General features: G+C 63.6%; 12 protein-coding genes. 4 read left to right on the top strand and 8 right to left on the bottom strand.

What is annotated here, in order from left to right; all coding sequences use genetic code 11:
* Positions 1-159: 159 nt before the first annotated feature.
* Positions 160-1,257 (top strand): efflux RND transporter periplasmic adaptor subunit, encoded by a 1,098-nt coding sequence (locus PFU01S_RS12600; RefSeq protein ID WP_028686897.1) that lies wholly within the window; start codon positions 160-162, stop codon positions 1,255-1,257.
* Positions 1,258-1,263: 6 nt separating this feature from the next.
* Complete coding sequence (locus PFU01S_RS12605; RefSeq protein WP_028686896.1) at positions 1,264-4,332, top strand: efflux RND transporter permease subunit; 3,069 nt, start codon at positions 1,264-1,266, stop codon at positions 4,330-4,332.
* A gap of 57 nt (positions 4,333-4,389) precedes the next feature.
* Here the strand turns inward: PFU01S_RS12605 and PFU01S_RS12610 are convergent, their stop codons facing one another.
* On the bottom strand, positions 4,390-5,076 hold the full coding sequence (locus PFU01S_RS12610; protein ID WP_028686895.1) for a DUF4197 domain-containing protein: 687 nt from the start codon (positions 5,074-5,076) through the stop codon (positions 4,390-4,392).
* A 28-nt stretch (positions 5,077-5,104) separates the two neighbouring features.
* Positions 5,105-7,591 (bottom strand): glycerol-3-phosphate 1-O-acyltransferase PlsB, encoded by a 2,487-nt coding sequence (gene plsB, locus PFU01S_RS12615; protein ID WP_028686894.1) that lies wholly within the window; start codon positions 7,589-7,591, stop codon positions 5,105-5,107.
* Between the two features lie 244 nt (positions 7,592-7,835).
* Here plsB and PFU01S_RS12620 point away from each other — a divergent pair, with 244 nt between their 5' ends.
* Positions 7,836-8,045, top strand: coding sequence for a cold-shock protein (locus PFU01S_RS12620; protein WP_023534051.1), 210 nt, complete (start codon positions 7,836-7,838; stop codon positions 8,043-8,045).
* Positions 8,046-8,105: 60 nt separating this feature from the next.
* Here PFU01S_RS12620 and PFU01S_RS12625 read toward each other — a convergent pair whose 3' ends face one another.
* From PFU01S_RS12625 to PFU01S_RS12640, 4 genes are all read right to left on the bottom strand, one after another.
* On the bottom strand, positions 8,106-8,486 hold the full coding sequence (locus PFU01S_RS12625; protein WP_023534045.1) for a hypothetical protein: 381 nt from the start codon (positions 8,484-8,486) through the stop codon (positions 8,106-8,108).
* A gap of 17 nt (positions 8,487-8,503) precedes the next feature.
* Positions 8,504-9,316, bottom strand: coding sequence for a putative RNA methyltransferase (locus PFU01S_RS12630; protein ID WP_027913860.1), 813 nt, complete (start codon positions 9,314-9,316; stop codon positions 8,504-8,506).
* Complete coding sequence (gene dapE / locus PFU01S_RS12635) at positions 9,316-10,467, bottom strand: succinyl-diaminopimelate desuccinylase (protein ID WP_028686893.1); 1,152 nt, start codon at positions 10,465-10,467, stop codon at positions 9,316-9,318. The genes PFU01S_RS12630 and dapE overlap by 1 nt, the downstream gene beginning before the upstream one ends.
* 181 nt (positions 10,468-10,648) lie before the next feature.
* The gene (locus PFU01S_RS12640) at positions 10,649-13,246 is read right to left on the bottom strand and encodes a glycosyltransferase (RefSeq protein WP_028686892.1); all 2,598 of its coding nucleotides are present in this window, start codon (positions 13,244-13,246) and stop codon (positions 10,649-10,651) included.
* Between the two features lie 118 nt (positions 13,247-13,364).
* Between PFU01S_RS12640 and tcdA the strand changes: the two genes are divergently transcribed.
* Complete coding sequence (tcdA, locus tag PFU01S_RS12645) at positions 13,365-14,174, top strand: tRNA cyclic N6-threonylcarbamoyladenosine(37) synthase TcdA (protein ID WP_023534048.1); 810 nt, start codon at positions 13,365-13,367, stop codon at positions 14,172-14,174.
* A 13-nt stretch (positions 14,175-14,187) separates the two neighbouring features.
* Here tcdA and PFU01S_RS12650 read toward each other — a convergent pair whose 3' ends face one another.
* On the bottom strand, positions 14,188-14,598 hold the full coding sequence (locus PFU01S_RS12650) for a SufE family protein (RefSeq protein WP_028686890.1): 411 nt from the start codon (positions 14,596-14,598) through the stop codon (positions 14,188-14,190).
* On the bottom strand, positions 14,595-15,800 hold the full coding sequence (locus PFU01S_RS12655; RefSeq protein WP_027913865.1) for an aminotransferase class V-fold PLP-dependent enzyme: 1,206 nt from the start codon (positions 15,798-15,800) through the stop codon (positions 14,595-14,597). Before PFU01S_RS12655 ends, PFU01S_RS12650 begins: the two co-directional genes overlap by 4 nt.
* Positions 15,801-15,850: the final 50 nt, after the last annotated feature.

Here is a 15,850-nt window from a genome sequence, read left to right on the forward strand (position 1 = left end):
GCCTATCTTATACGGCTTGAGCGTGGCTCGCTGTTCTTGACCGCAATAGCGCGCAAACGCTCCAAAAAAACCTCGGGATGCTCTTCCCGTGCCTTGATGGCTGACTTACTATACCGGCCAGTTCAAATATTCGATCAGCATTTTGCGAAGGGATTCCCGATGTTGCCCCGTGCCCTCAGCCTTGCCCTGCCCATGGTTCTCTTGATGCTTACGGCGTGCAATCAGGAACCTGCATTACCTGCGGTGGTTCGCCCTGCTTTGGTGGTTCAGCCGCGGCCAGCCGAGGCGATGGCCGATAACTACCCAGGCGAGGTCAGGGCGCGACTGGAGCCGGAACTGGCTTTTCGCATTAGTGGCAAGGTCAGCAAGCGGCTTGTCGAAGAAGGGCAACGGGTCAAGCTCAACCAGCCGCTGGCTGAGCTGGACCCGCAGGATGTGCGCCTGCAGTTGGAGGCTAACCGCGCGCAGGTAGCCGGTGCCGAGGCCAACCTGGCGCTGGTGCGCACCGAGCGTGACCGTTACCAGAAGTTGCTCGACAAGCAGATGATCAGCCACTCGCAGTACGACAACGCCGAAAACCTCTATCGCGCTGGGGTCGCCAGGCTCAAGCAGGCCAAGGCCGAGTTCGACGTGGCGGGTAACCAGGCCGACTACGCTGTGTTGCGCGCGCCTCAGGCAGGGGTGATAGCCAGGCGCCTGGTCGAAGTCGGTCAAGTCGTCGCTGCGGGTCAGACGGTATTGACCTTGGCAGCTGACGGCGAGCGCGAAGTGGCCATCGCCGTCCCCGAGCAGCAATACGCCCGCTTCGCCGTGGGCCAGCCGGTCACCGTGGAGCTGTGGTCGCACCCGGGGCGGCGCTTCGAGGGGCGGATCCGCGAGCTGTCGCCGGCCGCCGATCCGCGCTCCAGAACCTACGCGGCTCGGGTTGCCTTTACCTCCAACGAGGTGCCGGCAACGCTGGGGCAGAGCGCCAGGGTATTGGTCGCCCACCCAGGGCAGGTGCCGTTGTCGGTTCCCCTGTCGGCCGTCACGGCTGAAGCCGGCCAGGCGTACGTCTGGCGGGTCACTGGCGAGCACCGTGTGCAGCGGGTCACGGTGCAGCTTGGCGCCTATGGGACTGACAGCGTGCCTGTGCTCGCGGGGCTTGCGGCTGACGACTGGGTGGTGGCAGCCGGCGGTCATGTGCTGCGCGAAGGCCAGCAGGTGCGACCCGTGGACCGCGCCAACCGTACAGTCGACCTGACGGGCAAGGAGTAACTCGGGATGGGTTTCAACCTCTCTGCCTGGGCGCTGCGCAACCGCCAGATCGTACTCTTTTTGATGATACTGCTCGCGGGCGTTGGCGCGCTGTCCTACACCAAGCTGGGTCAGAGCGAAGACCCGCCCTTCACCTTCAAGGCCATGGTCATCCGCACCCTGTGGCCCGGCGCCACCGCTGAGGAGGTGGCGCGCCAGGTCACGGAGCGCATCGAGAAAAAGCTCATGGAAACCGGCGAGTACGAAAAGATCGTCTCGTTCTCGCGCCCCGGTGAATCGCAGGTGACCTTCATGGCCCGCGACGCTCTGCACTCGGCCGATATCCCCACATTGTGGTACCAGATACGCAAGAAGGTCGCCGACATCCGCCACACGCTGCCACCCGAGGTGCAGGGCCCGTTCTTCAACGATGAGTTCGGCACCACGTTCGGCAACATCTATGCGCTGACTGGGCCGGGTTTCGACTACGCGGTCCTCAAGGACTATGCGGACCGTATTCAGATCCAGCTGCAGCGGGTCAAGGATGTGGGCAAGGTCGAGCTGATCGGTTTGCAGGACGAGAAGATCTGGATCGAACTGTCCAACGTCAAGCTGGCCACCCTCGGCATCCCTTTGCAGGCGGTGCAGCAGGCGTTGCAGGAGCAGAATGCGGTGAGCACGGCCGGGTTCTTCGAAACGCCCAGCGAACGTGTGCAACTGCGGGTCAGTGGGCGATTCGACAGTGTCGAGCAGATTCGCCAGTTGCCACTGCGCGTGGGCGAGCGCACGTTTCGCCTGGGCGATGTGGCGCGCGTGTACCGGGGCTACAACGATCCGCCTGCGCCGCGGATGCGCTTCATGGGCGAAGACGCCATCGGCCTGGCGGTGTCGATGAAGGATGGGGGTGACATCCTGACCTTGGGCAAGGCCCTGGAAGCGGAATTCGAGCGTCTGGCCCGCGGCTTGCCGGCCGGCTTGTCGCTGCGCAAGGTGTCCGACCAGCCCGCTGCGGTGAAGGCAGGGGTTGGCGAGTTCGTCCAGGTGCTGTGCGAGGCGCTGGTGATCGTGTTGTTGGTCAGTTTCTTTTCGCTGGGCGTGCGCACGGGGTTGGTGGTGGCGCTGGCCATCCCCCTGGTGCTGGCCATGACCTTCGCCGCCATGTACTACTTTGGCATCGGCCTGCACAAGATCTCACTGGGTGCGCTGGTGCTCGCCCTGGGGTTGCTGGTCGATGACGCCATCATTGCCGTGGAGATGATGGCGATCAAGATGGAGCAGGGCTTCGACCGCCTGAAAGCGGCAAGCTATGCGTGGACCAGCACGGCATTCCCCATGCTGACCGGCACCCTGATCACCGCAGCCGGGTTCCTGCCCATTGCCACGGCTGCCTCCAGCACCGGCGAGTACACACGGTCGATCTTCCAGGTGGTGACCATTGCGTTGCTCACCTCCTGGGTGGCCGCCGTGCTCTTCGTGCCCTACCTGGGCGAGCGGTTGCTGCCGGATCTGGCCAAGCGACACGCCGCTCGCCACGGTAACGGCGGCGCTGCACCGGACCCGTATGCCACGCCCTTCTACCAGCGTGTGCGCCGTGTGGTGGCATGGTGCGTGCGGCGCCGCAAGACCGTTATCGTGCTGACCATCGCCGCGTTCGTGGGCAGCGTGTTCCTGTTTCGCTTCGTACCGCAGCAGTTCTTCCCGGCCTCCGGGCGTCCTGAGCTGATGGTCGACCTGAAGCTTGCCGAAGGCGCATCGCTGGTCAACACGGGCGAGAAAGTCCGGCAGCTTGAGCAGTTGCTCAAGCAGCAACAGGGCATCGTCAACTATGTCGCCTATGTCGGTTCAGGGTCGCCGCGCTTTTATTTGCCTTTGGATCAGCAACTGCCCGCTGCCAGCTTCGCCCAATTCGTGGTATTGGCTGACTCCATGCAAGCACGCGAAGACTTGCGCAGTTGGCTGATCAGCACGGTCGAGCAGCAGTTCCCTGATCTGCGCGCGCGCGTCACCCGGTTGGAAAACGGCCCACCGGTGGGCTACCCCGTGCAGTTCCGAGTGACAGGCGAGCACATCGAACAAGCACGCGCCCTGGCCCGGGAAGTGGCAGAAAAGGTGCGGGAGAACCCCCATGTGGTCAATGTGCACCTGGACTGGGAAGAGCCCAGCAAAGCCGTGTTCGTGGAAATCGACCAGGACCGCGCCCGCGCCTTGGGCGTCAGCACCCGCCAGTTGTCCAGTTTCCTGCAAAGCTCGCTCACAGGCACCGCGGTCAGTCAGTACCGCGAAGACGATGAGCTGATCGAAATCCTGCTGCGAGGCACCTCACAGGAACGCAACGACCTGAGCCAGCTCGCCAGCTTATCGCTGCCCACGGACAACGGGCGTAGCGTGGCCCTGTCACAGGTGGCCACGCTGACCTACGGCTTCGAGGAAGGCATCATCTGGCACCGCGACCGTCTGCCGACGGTGACCGTGCGGGCCGATATCTACGACAAGGTACAGCCGGCCACTGTGGTCAAGCAGGTACAGCCTACCTTGCAAGGCATCCGGGCCAAGTTGCCCGATGGCTATCTGCTAGAGGTGGGTGGCACGGTGGAAGATGCCGAACGTGGGCAGAAATCGGTGAATGCCGGCATGCCGTTGTTCATCGTGGTCGTGTTGAGCCTGCTGATGATTCAGCTGCGCAGTTTTTCTCGCACGGTCATGGTCTTTCTGACGGCGCCGCTGGGCTTGATTGGCGTGACCCTGTTCCTGCTGGTGTTCAACCAGCCGTTCGGGTTCGTCGCCATGCTGGGGACCATTGCCCTGGCGGGCATGATCATGCGCAACTCGGTCATTCTGGTGGACCAGATCGAGCAGGATATCGCATCCGGGCTAGGGCGCTGGCAGGCCATCGTCGAAGCCACGGTGCGCCGTTTCCGGCCTATCGTGCTGACGGCCTTGGCGGCCGTGCTAGCCATGATCCCGTTGTCGCGCAGCGTGTTCTACGGGCCAATGGCCGTGGCGATCATGGGCGGGCTGATCGTCGCCACCGCCTTGACCCTGCTGTTTCTGCCGGCGTTGTACGCCGCCTGGTTCAAGGTCAGGGAACGCGACTAGCGGCCTTTTTGCTGCGGTGTAAAAAGGGCCCGCGGCGGGGCCCCTTTCAGGTAGCGATCAGAGTGCGCCAAATACCTTCTTGGCCAGGCTCGTGGCGGCCTGGGCAGGGTTCTGCCGAATGCTCTGCTCCTGCTTGGCGATCATCTCGAACAAACCGTCCATTGCCTTTTCCGTCACGTAGTTCTCGATATTGGCGTCATTCTTGATCAGCCCCAGGCCTTTGGCCTGTGCGGCGAAGGCGTTGTACTGCTGGGCCACGCCGACCTGGTCGGTCGCTTGCTTGACGATGGGCAGGAACTTGGCACGGATCTGCTCGCGGCTGCTTTTGTTCAGGTACTGGGTGGCCGAATCCTGACCGCCGCTTAGAATGCCCTTGGCATCGGTCACGGTCATGTTTCTCACGGCGTTGACGAGAATCGCCTGGGCCTGCGGCACGGCCGCCTCAGCGGCCTTGTTCATGCCGGCTTCGAGCGCGTCCACCTGGTCGCCTTTGCCGAACATTTTCATGGCCTTGGCCGCCTTGCCCAGGTTGCCGGGCAGCTCGATACGCACGTCCGGGTTGTTGCTGAAGCCGCCCGGCGTGCTCAGCTGCTTGACGGCCAGTTGCGCGCCTTGGGTCAGTGCGTCTTTCAGGCCACCGGTGGCGTCCTTCTGGCTGAGGTCGCCAAGCGACAGGGCAAAGGCGCTGGCCGACAGCAGCAGGCCGGCGCACAGGGTGGTCAGACGCAGGGAGAAGCGGGTCATGGCAGTGTCCTTGTATTCAGAAAAAGGTTCATAGTGTCGCCGTTGCCAGGCCATCATCCCCGTGCAGGGCAACCTGGCGGATCGACAAGCGCAACTCGGCCGACAGCACGCGCTTGGCCACGCCTTCGGCCAACCCGCCTAGCTTGTTGCTGTAGCTCAGTTTGCCGTGTGCATTCTCGCGCAGCACACCTTGGTCGATCAGCGTCTGGATGAAGTGGCGGAACAGGCTTTTGTCGAAAAATTCCGGTGCGTTCAGGCCATGCAAGATCGAAAGGCGCTGGGCCATCATCACGCACAGTGCTTCGAGCGCTTCGGCGCTCAGGGTACCTTGGCCGCTGTTGAGCAGCAGCGAAGTCGCCATGTAGAAGCGCTGCAGGGTCTGGGTGATGCTGCGCGCCAGCAGGGTCAGCAGCACGAACTGACGAGAACTGGGCGCTGCACGGACAAAGATGTCGTGGTCCTGGCGAAGCAGGCCTTGCTCGACCAGCGCGCCAAGCCACTGGTCGATCACCTCGTCCAACTGCTCAGGTTCCCAGCGCAGGAACAGCTCCGCCTGCAGGTAGGGGTACAAGGCATGGACATATTGGCCAAGCAAGGCGCGGCTCATGCGCGAGCTACTCAGGAAGAAGCTTGCCAGCAGGGCCGGCAGGGCAAAGATGTGCAGGACATTGTTGCGGTAATAGGTCATCAGTACCGCGTTGTTTTCATCCAGGTACAGAATGCGCCCAAGCGCGTCCTTCTGCTCTGCCACCAGGTCCATCCCGCGCACATGCTCGATCAGGGCCTGACCGTCGCCTTCGGGCACTGTGGTATGTGAGGAGTAGGGCACCTGGCGCATTAACGCCAGGTACAGGTCGAGCACGCGCACCAGCGCACGTTCGTCCAGGGCCAGCTTGCTGGTGGAAAGCAGGGCCAGCGCCACCAGGTTGACCGGGTTGATGGCCGCTGCGCCGTTCAGGTGCCTGGCGACGGTATCGCCCAGGCGCGTCGTGGTTTCGCTGAGCCAAGCCGGACGGTACTGTGGCCCGTGGTCCTGGTCTCGCCAGCCGGGTTGCTGCTGGTCGAGAAAGCTGGCCAGGCGGATGGGTTCGCCGAAGTTGACGTAGACCTGGCCAAAGCGTTGCTTGAGCGCACCCAGCACTTTGAAAATGTCGAAAATGGATTCTTTCTTCTTGCTCGCCCCGCGCAACTCCCCGAGGTAGGTACGGCCTTCGAGTACGCGCTCATACCCAATGTAGACAGGCACGAACACGATCGGCGTGCGTGAGGAGCGCAGGAAGCTGCGCAGGGTGATGGCCAGCATTCCCGTGCGCGGCTGGAGCATGCGGCCGGTACGCGAGCGGCCGCCCTCGACGAAGTACTCCACCGGGAACCCTTTGGTGTACAGCGTATGCAGGTATTCGTTGAACACGGCGGTGTAGAGCGGGTTGCCCTTGAACGACCGGCGCATGAAGAACGCGCCACCACGGCGCAACAGGTTGCCCACCACGGGCATGTTCAGGTTGATGCCGGCCGCCACATGCGGTGGTGTCAGGCCGTTCTTGAACAGCAGGTAGGACAGCAGCAGGTAGTCGATATGGCTACGGTGGCAAGGGACGTAGATCACCTCGTGGCCCGGGGCGATGCCCTGGACCTGCTCGATGTGGTTGACCTTGATGCCGTCATAGATCTTGTGCCAGAACCAGCTGAGTACCACTTCGAGAAAGCGAATGGCCGTGTAGGTGTAGTCCGAGGCGATTTCGTTACCGTAGTGGCGGGCCTGTGCCTCGGCCTTGGCTTGGGGCACGTGCTCGCGCTCAGCGTGCTCGGCGATGGCCTGGCGCACCAACGGCGCATGGATCAAGCCTTTGACCAGGTTGCGTCGGTGGGAGATGTCCGGCCCGATGACCGCTGTCTTGAGGTTGCGCAGGTGCACGCGCATCAGGCGCTGGGCCATGCGCACGGTGCGGGCGTGGCCCTTGTTGTGCTGCACGAGTTCGCGCAGGTGAATCGGGGTGGAGAACTGCACCCGGGTCTTGCGTCCCAGGATCAGCACGGTCAGCAAGCGGCGCAAGCGGCCGGTCACCGCCCAGCTGTCGGCAAACAGCAGCTTCCACGGGCTTGACTCGCTGTCGGGCGATTGCCCCCAGAACACACTGACCGGAATGATCTGCGCATCTTCCTCGGCGTGCTGGCCGAGCACTTCGACCAGACGCTCCAGGGTAGGCGGGGCGCCACTTTTGTCATGGCGCCCCAGCCAGTCCGGGTCGGGGGTGAGGTAGAAGAACGCAGCCGCCTCGTGCAGGGGGCCGACGACCACTGGCAGTACCGGGCGTGGCAGCCCTGCCTTGGTGCATTCGTGGTCGAGCACCGCCAGGTCCGTCAGCGCAGGCGAAGGCAAGGCGTAGAACACAGGGCGACTGCGGTCGAGCTTGAGGGTCAGGGCTGACTGATTGATGGTTTCGGAGCGCACCCACAGGTACAAGAACCGGCGCAGAACGCCGAATACCAAGCGGTGCAGGGGAGAACGGGTCATGAAAAGAGCCCTGGTTGAGGGTGAAGAGTGCCGAGCGCAGCGATCACTGCGCGGTTAGCCCAGATAGGCCAGTCGTTCGCATTGCGCCTAGCTTGACGTGCACGTGGCCTGTCTTCAATTTTTTTATGCGCCAGCACCGATCAGGCCTGCCGCTTGCAGGAGATTTACGCACGCGGCGCTGATTCGGGGCGATTGTCTCGTGTCTGCAAGGCGATTTTCACAATAAAAATCCGGAGTAGTGCAGATGTCGTCTCGTGAGACTGGGAACGTGAAGTGGTTCAACGATGCCAAGGGCTATGGCTTCATTCAACGGGAAGGGGGCGCAGATGTCTTCGTTCACTACCGGGCCATCCGGGGTGAGGGGCATCGTAGCCTGGTCGAGGGCCAGCAGGTCGAGTATGCCTGCGTGCAGGGCCAGAAAGGCCTGCAGGCCGAGGATGTCGTGGGTCTCTGAGCGACCAGGCTCAAGCCTGAAGCTGCAAGCCGGCTGTGCTTGCAGCTTCAGGGACGCCCATCAGGGCGACGTGCGCCAGGTGATTTCCTCTTCGCCGTCGGCACTGATACGCACCCAGCGGTCAGCATCTTCCTCGCCGTCTTCCTCTACCCAGCCGCCGGGTGCACAGCGTACTTCCACACCCAGAGCCGCGTGGGCATCACGACCACAGGCGATATCATCGGCCCAGGGCGTCTGGTCGCTTTCCAGGTACAGGCTGTTCCATTTCCCTACAGCCTTGGGTAACCAAGTGACCGGAATGTTACCGGCCTGGCACTTGTAGGTCTGGCCTTTCTGCTTCCATTCGGTGCACGGGCCGATGGCCTGGGTCAGCCAGGCTGCAATCTGCTTGTGGTCGACTTCGGCGTCTTTGAGATAAATCTCGATATCAGGTTGGCGCATAACACCTCCGGGTGTGCTCATGCTTGGCGCACGAAATAGTCAAAACGCATGGAGACGGTGACCTCGAACGGTTCCGGCTGCTCGATCACGCGCGCCCGACGCTCTGCACTGGCGCGCCAGCCATGCGGGGTCATGGCGAGCAGGGCAGCGCGGGCTTGGGGTTCGGCCAGGCTCAGGCGAAATTCCAGGACCTCGCCATGGGCGTGATACATGCCCTGGGGCACGAGGGCCAGGTGCTTGTCGTCAGCATAGGGGCGCACGTGGTCGTAGAGCACTTCGCGCAGCTCCATCAGGTGGCCGCTGGTAGGGCCTACGCGCATCAGGCCACCGCCTGGGCTCAGCACACGGCTGGCTTCGGCCCAATCGAGCGGGCTGAAGACGCTGGCGATGAACTGGCAGCTGGCATCGGCCAGCGGCACGCGCGCCATGCTGGCTACCATCCAGGTGACGTCCGGTGCGCGGCGGCAGGCACGCTTGATGGCCTCGCGGGAGATATCCAGGGCGTAGCCTTGGGCATCAGGCAGTGCCTGGGCCAATTGCGCGGTGTAGTAGCCTTCGCCGCAACCGATGTCCAGCCAAGTACCTGGCTGGCGCTCGACCGCCAATTGCGCCAGCCGTCCGGCCACCGGTGCATAATGGCCAGCGTCCAGAAAATGACGGCGTGCCTCGACCATGGCCTGGTTGTCACCTGGGTCGCGACTGTTCTTGTGCTGCACCGGCAGCAGGTTCAGGTAGCCCTGGCGCGCGCGATCGAAGCGGTGGCCCGCTGGGCACACCACACCGTTGTCCAGCGGGCTCAGGGCAGCCTGGCAGAGTGGGCAGGTCAGCATCAGACGAGCAACCGTACCAGGGTCTGGTAGTAGATTTCGGTCAGCAGGTCCAGGTCGCTGGCCAGGATGCGCTCGTCGACCTGGTGAATGGTGGCGTTGACCGGGCCAAGTTCGACCACCTGGGTGCCCATGGTGGCAATGAAGCGGCCATCGGAGGTGCCGCCGCTGGTCGAGGGTTGGGTGTCGCGGCCGGTGACGCCCTTGATGCTGGCCGAAACCGCATCGAGCAGCTCGCCCGGCTCGGTCAGGAACGGCAGGCCGGACAACGCCCACTCCACCGACCAATCCAGTTCATGCTTGTCCAGGATCGCCGAAACCCGAGCCTTCAGGCCCTCCACGGTGGACTCGGTGGAGAAGCGGAAGTTGAACAGCGCCGTCAGTTCGCCGGGCACCACGTTGGTTGCACCGGTCCCGGCGTTGAGATTGGAAATCTGGAAGCTGGTTGGGGGGAAGAAGGCGTTCCCCTGGTCCCAATGCTCGGCTGCCAATTCGGCCAGCGCTGGCGCGGCCAGGTGGATCGGGTTGCGCGCCAGGTGCGGGTAGGCGACGTGGCCTTGCTTGCCGCGTACGGTCAGCGTGGCGCCGAGCGAGCCGCGACGGCCATTCTTGACCACATCGCCCAGCACGTTGGTGCTGGAGGGCTCGCCGACGATGCACCAGTCCAGGCGCTGGTTGCGCGCCTTGAGGCGCTCGACCACGGCCTTGGTGCCGTGATGGGCCGGGCCTTCCTCGTCACTGGTGATCAGGAAGGCAACCTGGCCCCGGTGGCCTGGGTAGTCACGCACGAAGCGCTCGCTGGCCACCACCATGCACGCCAGGCTGCCCTTCATGTCGGCCGCGCCACGGCCGCAGAGCATGCCGTCGGCATCGATCAGCGCCTGGAACGGCTCGTGTTGCCACTGCTGGACCGGGCCGGTAGGCACGACATCGGTATGGCCAGCAAAGCACAGCACCGGGCCTGCCTGAGTGCCATGGGTGGCCCAGAAATTGTCGACGTCCTCGATGCGCATCGGTTCAAGCTCGAAGCCCACGGCGCCCAGGCGCTGCATCATCTGCGCCTGACAATCGGCGTCGACGGGGGTGACCGAGGGACGACGTATCAGGTCGCAGGCCAGTTGAAGGGTAGGCGAGAGCTCGGCAGGGGCCGTCATGGGGAACTCCGGGGCAAGGCAAGGCGGGAAAACTGAGGGGCGTTATCTTATATCAAATGATGCCGGGCTTCACGGCCCAATCGCCGACAAGCCCGCCCCTGCACGCATTCGCACAATACGCAGTCCTTTTGCAGGCGACTTGCCGGTGATGGCCGGCAGGTCGGCCTGCAAGGCCTCACGCCTAGGGCGTCTCGACAGCCTTTTCCGTAGCCTTTGCTTCAGGCTTGGGCAGTGATGACAGAAACGCCATCACCAGCGCGGCCAGGTAGGGCAGCGACTGCACCAGGAGCATGGCGACCCAGAAGCGCATGTCCGAGCTCGGCAAGCCCTGCACCAGGTAAATTCCGGCTGCAGCGCCCCACAACAGCAGCATGATGAACAGTTCTTCCCGCGCTTCGGAAATCGCCACCAGCAAGCCATGGCTGTCGGCATTTTTCGGCGTGCGGAAGAACGGCATGCTGCTGGTGAAGAACCCGTACAGCACGGCCTTGGCGATGGTGTGCGACAACGCCAACCCGGCCAGCGCAGCGGCCAGTGCATCCTTGAGGTTGACCCCAACGGCGCGGCGATACAGGAACACGATCTTGCCGACCTTGAAGAAGAACAGCGCCAGCGGCGGGATGGCGAAGATCATCAGCGGCGGGTCCACCCGGTGCGGCACGATGATCATGGCGGCAGACCACAACAAGGCCCCCACCGTGAAGAAGATGTTCATGCCGTCGGCAATCCACGGCAGCCAGCCGGCCAGGAAGTGGTAACGCTGGCCGCGGGTCAATTCACTGCCTTTGCCGCGCAGCAGGGCAGCGGCGTGGTGCTTGATGATCTGGATGGCGCCATAGGCCCAGCGGAAGCGCTGTTTCTTGAAGTCGATGAAGGTGTCAGGCATCAAGCCCTTGCCATAGCTGTTGTGGGCGTAGGCCGCCGACAGGCCCTTCTCGAACACCCGCAGGCCAAGTTCGGCGTCTTCGCAGATGCACCACTCGGCCCAGCCCAGTTCGTCCAGCACGCTGCGCCGGGTCATGGTCATGGTGCCGTGCTGGATGATCGCATCGCGGTCGTTGCGGGTGACCATGCCAATGTGGAAGAAGCCCTTGTACTCGCTGTAGCACAGCTTCTTGAAGGCGCTCTCGTGCTGGTCGCGGTAGTCTTGCGGCGACTGCACCACGGCGATCTTCGGATCGGCGAAATGCGGCACCATGTGCTTGAGCCAGTTGCGGTCGACGCAGTAGTCCGAGTCGATCACCGCGATCACTTCGGCATCCTTGGCCGTGTGCGGGAGCAGGTAGTTGAGCGCTCCGCCCTTGAAACCGGCCAGGGGTGCGACGTGGAAGAACCGGAAGCGCTCGCCGAGCTTTTCACAGTGGGCCTTGAGCGGCTCCCACACGGCCAGGTCCTTGGTGTTGTTGTCGATGACCAGCACTTCGTAGTCCGGATAATCCAGCGCGGCCAGGGCATCGAGGGTCTGTTTGACCATTTCCGGCGGTTCGTTGTAGCACGGCACATGCACCGACACTTTCGGTCGGTAGGCACTGTCGCCGTGCACCGGCAGGAATTCGCGCCGCCGCTTGTGCGTCCATACCGCCTCGGCCAGCTCATGGGCTTCGGTCAGCAGCACGATGAACACCCCCAGTGCGCCAAGGGCCAGGAGCACGCCTACCGTAAGGCTGAACCAGGTGCTGTACTGCTGGCTGTAGTCGTAGGCGATCCACACCAGCACCGATCCGCACAGGAACGTGATGAACGTCAGGAAGGTGCGCCCACGCTGGCGCAGGGCCGAGCCATCGATGAACAGCACCATCAGTGCAATCATCGCCAGCACCACCGAGGCCACTGCCAAGGCTCGCCATTGGGGAATGGCGACCACGGGGCCTTCGAAGTTGAATTTCTGCTGGCGTTCGGCGTTGAATACGCCCCAATAGGCCCCGACCGAGCCTTCATCGCTGGCTTTCCAGGGTTGGTCGTAGGCTTCGATCACAAAATAGTTGAAGCCGCGTCGGTTGAGCGTGTTGACCAGGGTGCGCAGGTAGATGGCCTGGTCGGCCTGGGTGGCATCGGCACCACCGCGCATCCGGCCATTGCTCGGCCAGCCCACTTCCGAAAGCAGCAGCGGCTTGCGGGGAAACTGGTGTTTCAGCTCCCGCGCACGGTCGAGGACGAACTCGACCGAGTCCTTCATGGGCACGAATTCCCAGTAGGGCAGGATGTGGGCGGCGATCAGGTCCACATGCTTGGCCAGTTGCGGGTTCTGTTTCCAGATGTGCCACTGCTCGCTGGTGGTCACCGGCACTTTCACGGCCGCGCGTACACGGTCCAGGTACTGGATGAGGTTTTCCGGCGTCACTTCCTCGCGGAACAAGGCTTCGTTGCCGACCACCACCCGTACCACGCTGCGCGAGGTGTTGGCCAGTTCGATGGCCGTGGCGATCTCGCGCTCGTTACGCTCAAGGTCCGGGCTGATCCAGATCCCCACCGTTACCCGCAGGCCGAATTCCTCGGCCAGCTTCGGGATGTGCGCCTGGGTGCCTTCGACGGTGTAGATACGGATGCTGTCGGTGAGCTTGCTCATCTGCTCCAGGTCCTGACGCATCTCGTTGTCGTCCGGGTACTGACCCTTCTGCGGGCTTTCACCCAGGCGAAACGGCGAGTAGGAAAAGCCGGAGATTTGTTCGGGCCAGGCCGGTGCCGATACCGGGCGATTGATCAGCGCCCAGAAACCGGTGAACAGCGCCGCGATGGCCAGGACCACTACCAGGTTCAGGCCGAATTTACGTGAAGACATTGTCGTCCATAAGTGTCGAAGTGTTACGACATTAAAGCAGGGTTAAGGTGTCTTTCCTAACCGTGCAGGGCATGGCCTGGCTGGCCTATAATGCGCGCCGGTTTTTTGGGGTATTGACATGAGCACAGAAGATCCACGTTTTGCAGGGGTGGCCCGGTTGTATGGCGACCAGGGCCTGCAGCGCCTGCAGCAGGCCCACGTGGGCATCGTCGGGATTGGCGGGGTGGGCTCGTGGGTGGCCGAAGCCTTGGCCCGCTCGGGGGTGGGTGAGATCACCCTGTTTGACTTGGATGATGTGTGCGTGAGCAATACCAACCGTCAGGCCCATGCGCTGGAAGGGCAGGTGGGCCGGCCCAAGGTCGAGGTGATGGCCGAGCGCCTGCGGGCCATCAACCCGGCGTGCAAGGTCCACGCGGTGGCCGATTTCGTCACCCGCGAGACCATGGCCGAGTACATCACCGAACAGTTCGACTACGTGGTGGACTGCATTGACAGCGTCATGGCCAAGGCAGCCCTGATAGCCTGGTGCCGGCGGCGCAAGATCGGCATCGTCACCACCGGTGGTGCAGGTGGCCAGATCGACCCGACCCAGATCCAGATCGCGGACTTGAACAAGACCTTCAACGACCCGCTGGCCTCAAGGGTGCGCTCGACCTTGCGCCGCGACTACAACTTCTCGCGCAATGTCAGCCGTAACTATGGCGTGCCCTGTGTGTTTTCCAGTGAACAGCTGCGTTATCCCAAGGGGGATGGCAGTGTATGCCTGCAGAAGAGTTTCGTGGGCGAAGGCGTACGGCTGGACTGCTCCGGCGGCTTTGGCGCGGTGATGATGGTGACGGCCACGTTCGGCATGGTTGCCGCCAGCAAAGCCGTGGAGAAGCTGGTAGCGGGCGCCAGGCGGCCATCGGAGCGTGTCCGGCCGGAGTGAATGCGCAGTGGCATCAACGCCCAGAAGCCAGCACCGCCATTCGCTGCACCACGGCATGCAAGCCGTTGCTGCGTGAGGGTGACAGCTGGCGTTCAAGGCCCAGTTGCCCGAACCAGTCCTGCACGTCCAGCGCCAGCAGCGCCTCACCACTCAAGCCCTGCACCCTCACCAGCAGCAGCGCCAGCAGACCGCGCAGCAAGCGTGCATCGCTGCTGGCCTTGAATTGCCAGTGGCCGTCCACGGCATCGGCCACCAGCCAGACCAGGCTTTCGCACCCGTGAACGCGATTGGCTTCGGTCTTCTCGGCTTCAGTCAGCGGTTCCAGGCGGTCCCCCCACTGCATCAACAACCTCGCGCGCTGCTCCCAGCCCTTGCTCTGCGCAAAGGCCTCCAGTGCCTGATCGGCTTGTGCTGGCAAGGTCATCGCAGCAACTCCAGCGCCTGGTCCAGCGCCTCGAAGAAGCGTTGCAGGTCGGCCTGGTCATTGTAGAGGCCCAGCGACACGCGGATCGCCCCGTCCAGGCCCAACCCCTGGAGCAGGGGCATCGCACAGTGATGGCCTGCCCGCACGGCAATGCCTTGTTCGGTGAGCAGGTGCGCGATATCGGCGTTGTGCACCCCTTCCACGACGAAGCTGGCCAACGCACACTGCGGCAGGCCTAGCAGGCGAATACCTTCGCGTTGCGTGAGGCCCTCGATCAACCGGGCATGCAACCCGGCCTCGTGAGCCAGCACCGCCGCCGCGTCCAGGCTCGCCAGATAATCGAGCGTAGCGCCAAGGCCGATCACCCCGGCGATGGGCGGTGTGCCGGCTTCCAGGCCCAGCGGCGCCGGCCTGAAGCTCGCGCGCTGGTACTCGGCCAGTTGCACCATCTCTCCGCCGAACTGCCAATGGCGCAGCAGCCCTAGCGCCTGGTCGCGCCCGTACAAAACGCCCACCCCGTCCGGCCCGTACAGTTTGTGACTGGAGAACACATAGAAGTCGCACCCCAGTTGCTGCAGGTCCTGGCGCCCATGCACCACACCCTGGGCGCCGTCTACCACCGTCAGTGCACCCTGTGCGCGGGCATGGGCGAGCAGGGCCGGCAGCGGCTGCCAAGTGCCCAGCACGTTGGACAACTGGCTGACGGCGAGGACGCGGGTGCGTGGCCCGATCATCTGCAGCGCCCGCTCCAGGTCGATGAAACCGCGTGCATCGACCGGCAATATCACCAGGCGCAGGTTGCGTCGGTGTGCCAGCTGCTGCCACGGGAGCAGGTTGGCATGGTGTTCGAGGGCGCTGATGGCAATCTCGTCGCCGGCCTCGAAACGAGACTCCAGGCCGTAGGCCAGCAGGTTCAGCGCAGCCGTGGCGCCATGGGTGAACACGATCTGGCCGGTCTGTCCGACATTCAACCAGCGGGCGACCTTGTCGCGGCTGGCTTCGAAGGCCTGGGTTGCCCGCGCGCCAGGCAGGTGCTGGGCACGGTGGACATTGGCCGCGCCGCTGCCATAGTAATGGCCTAGAGCGTCGAGCAGCGCCTGGGGTTTCTGAGCGGTGGCGGCGCTGTCCAGGTAGGTCTGGTGCTGGCGTTGCAGGGCGTCGATGGCAGGAAAATCGGCACGCCAGGGGGAGGGCTGGAACATATTCGCGGGGCCTGGAATGAAAATCGGGTCTGGCGCTGAGGCGCCAGACC

The organism is Pseudomonas fulva NBRC 16637 = DSM 17717, assembly GCF_000730565.1.
Classification (GTDB): domain Bacteria; phylum Pseudomonadota; class Gammaproteobacteria; order Pseudomonadales; family Pseudomonadaceae; genus Aquipseudomonas; species Aquipseudomonas fulva.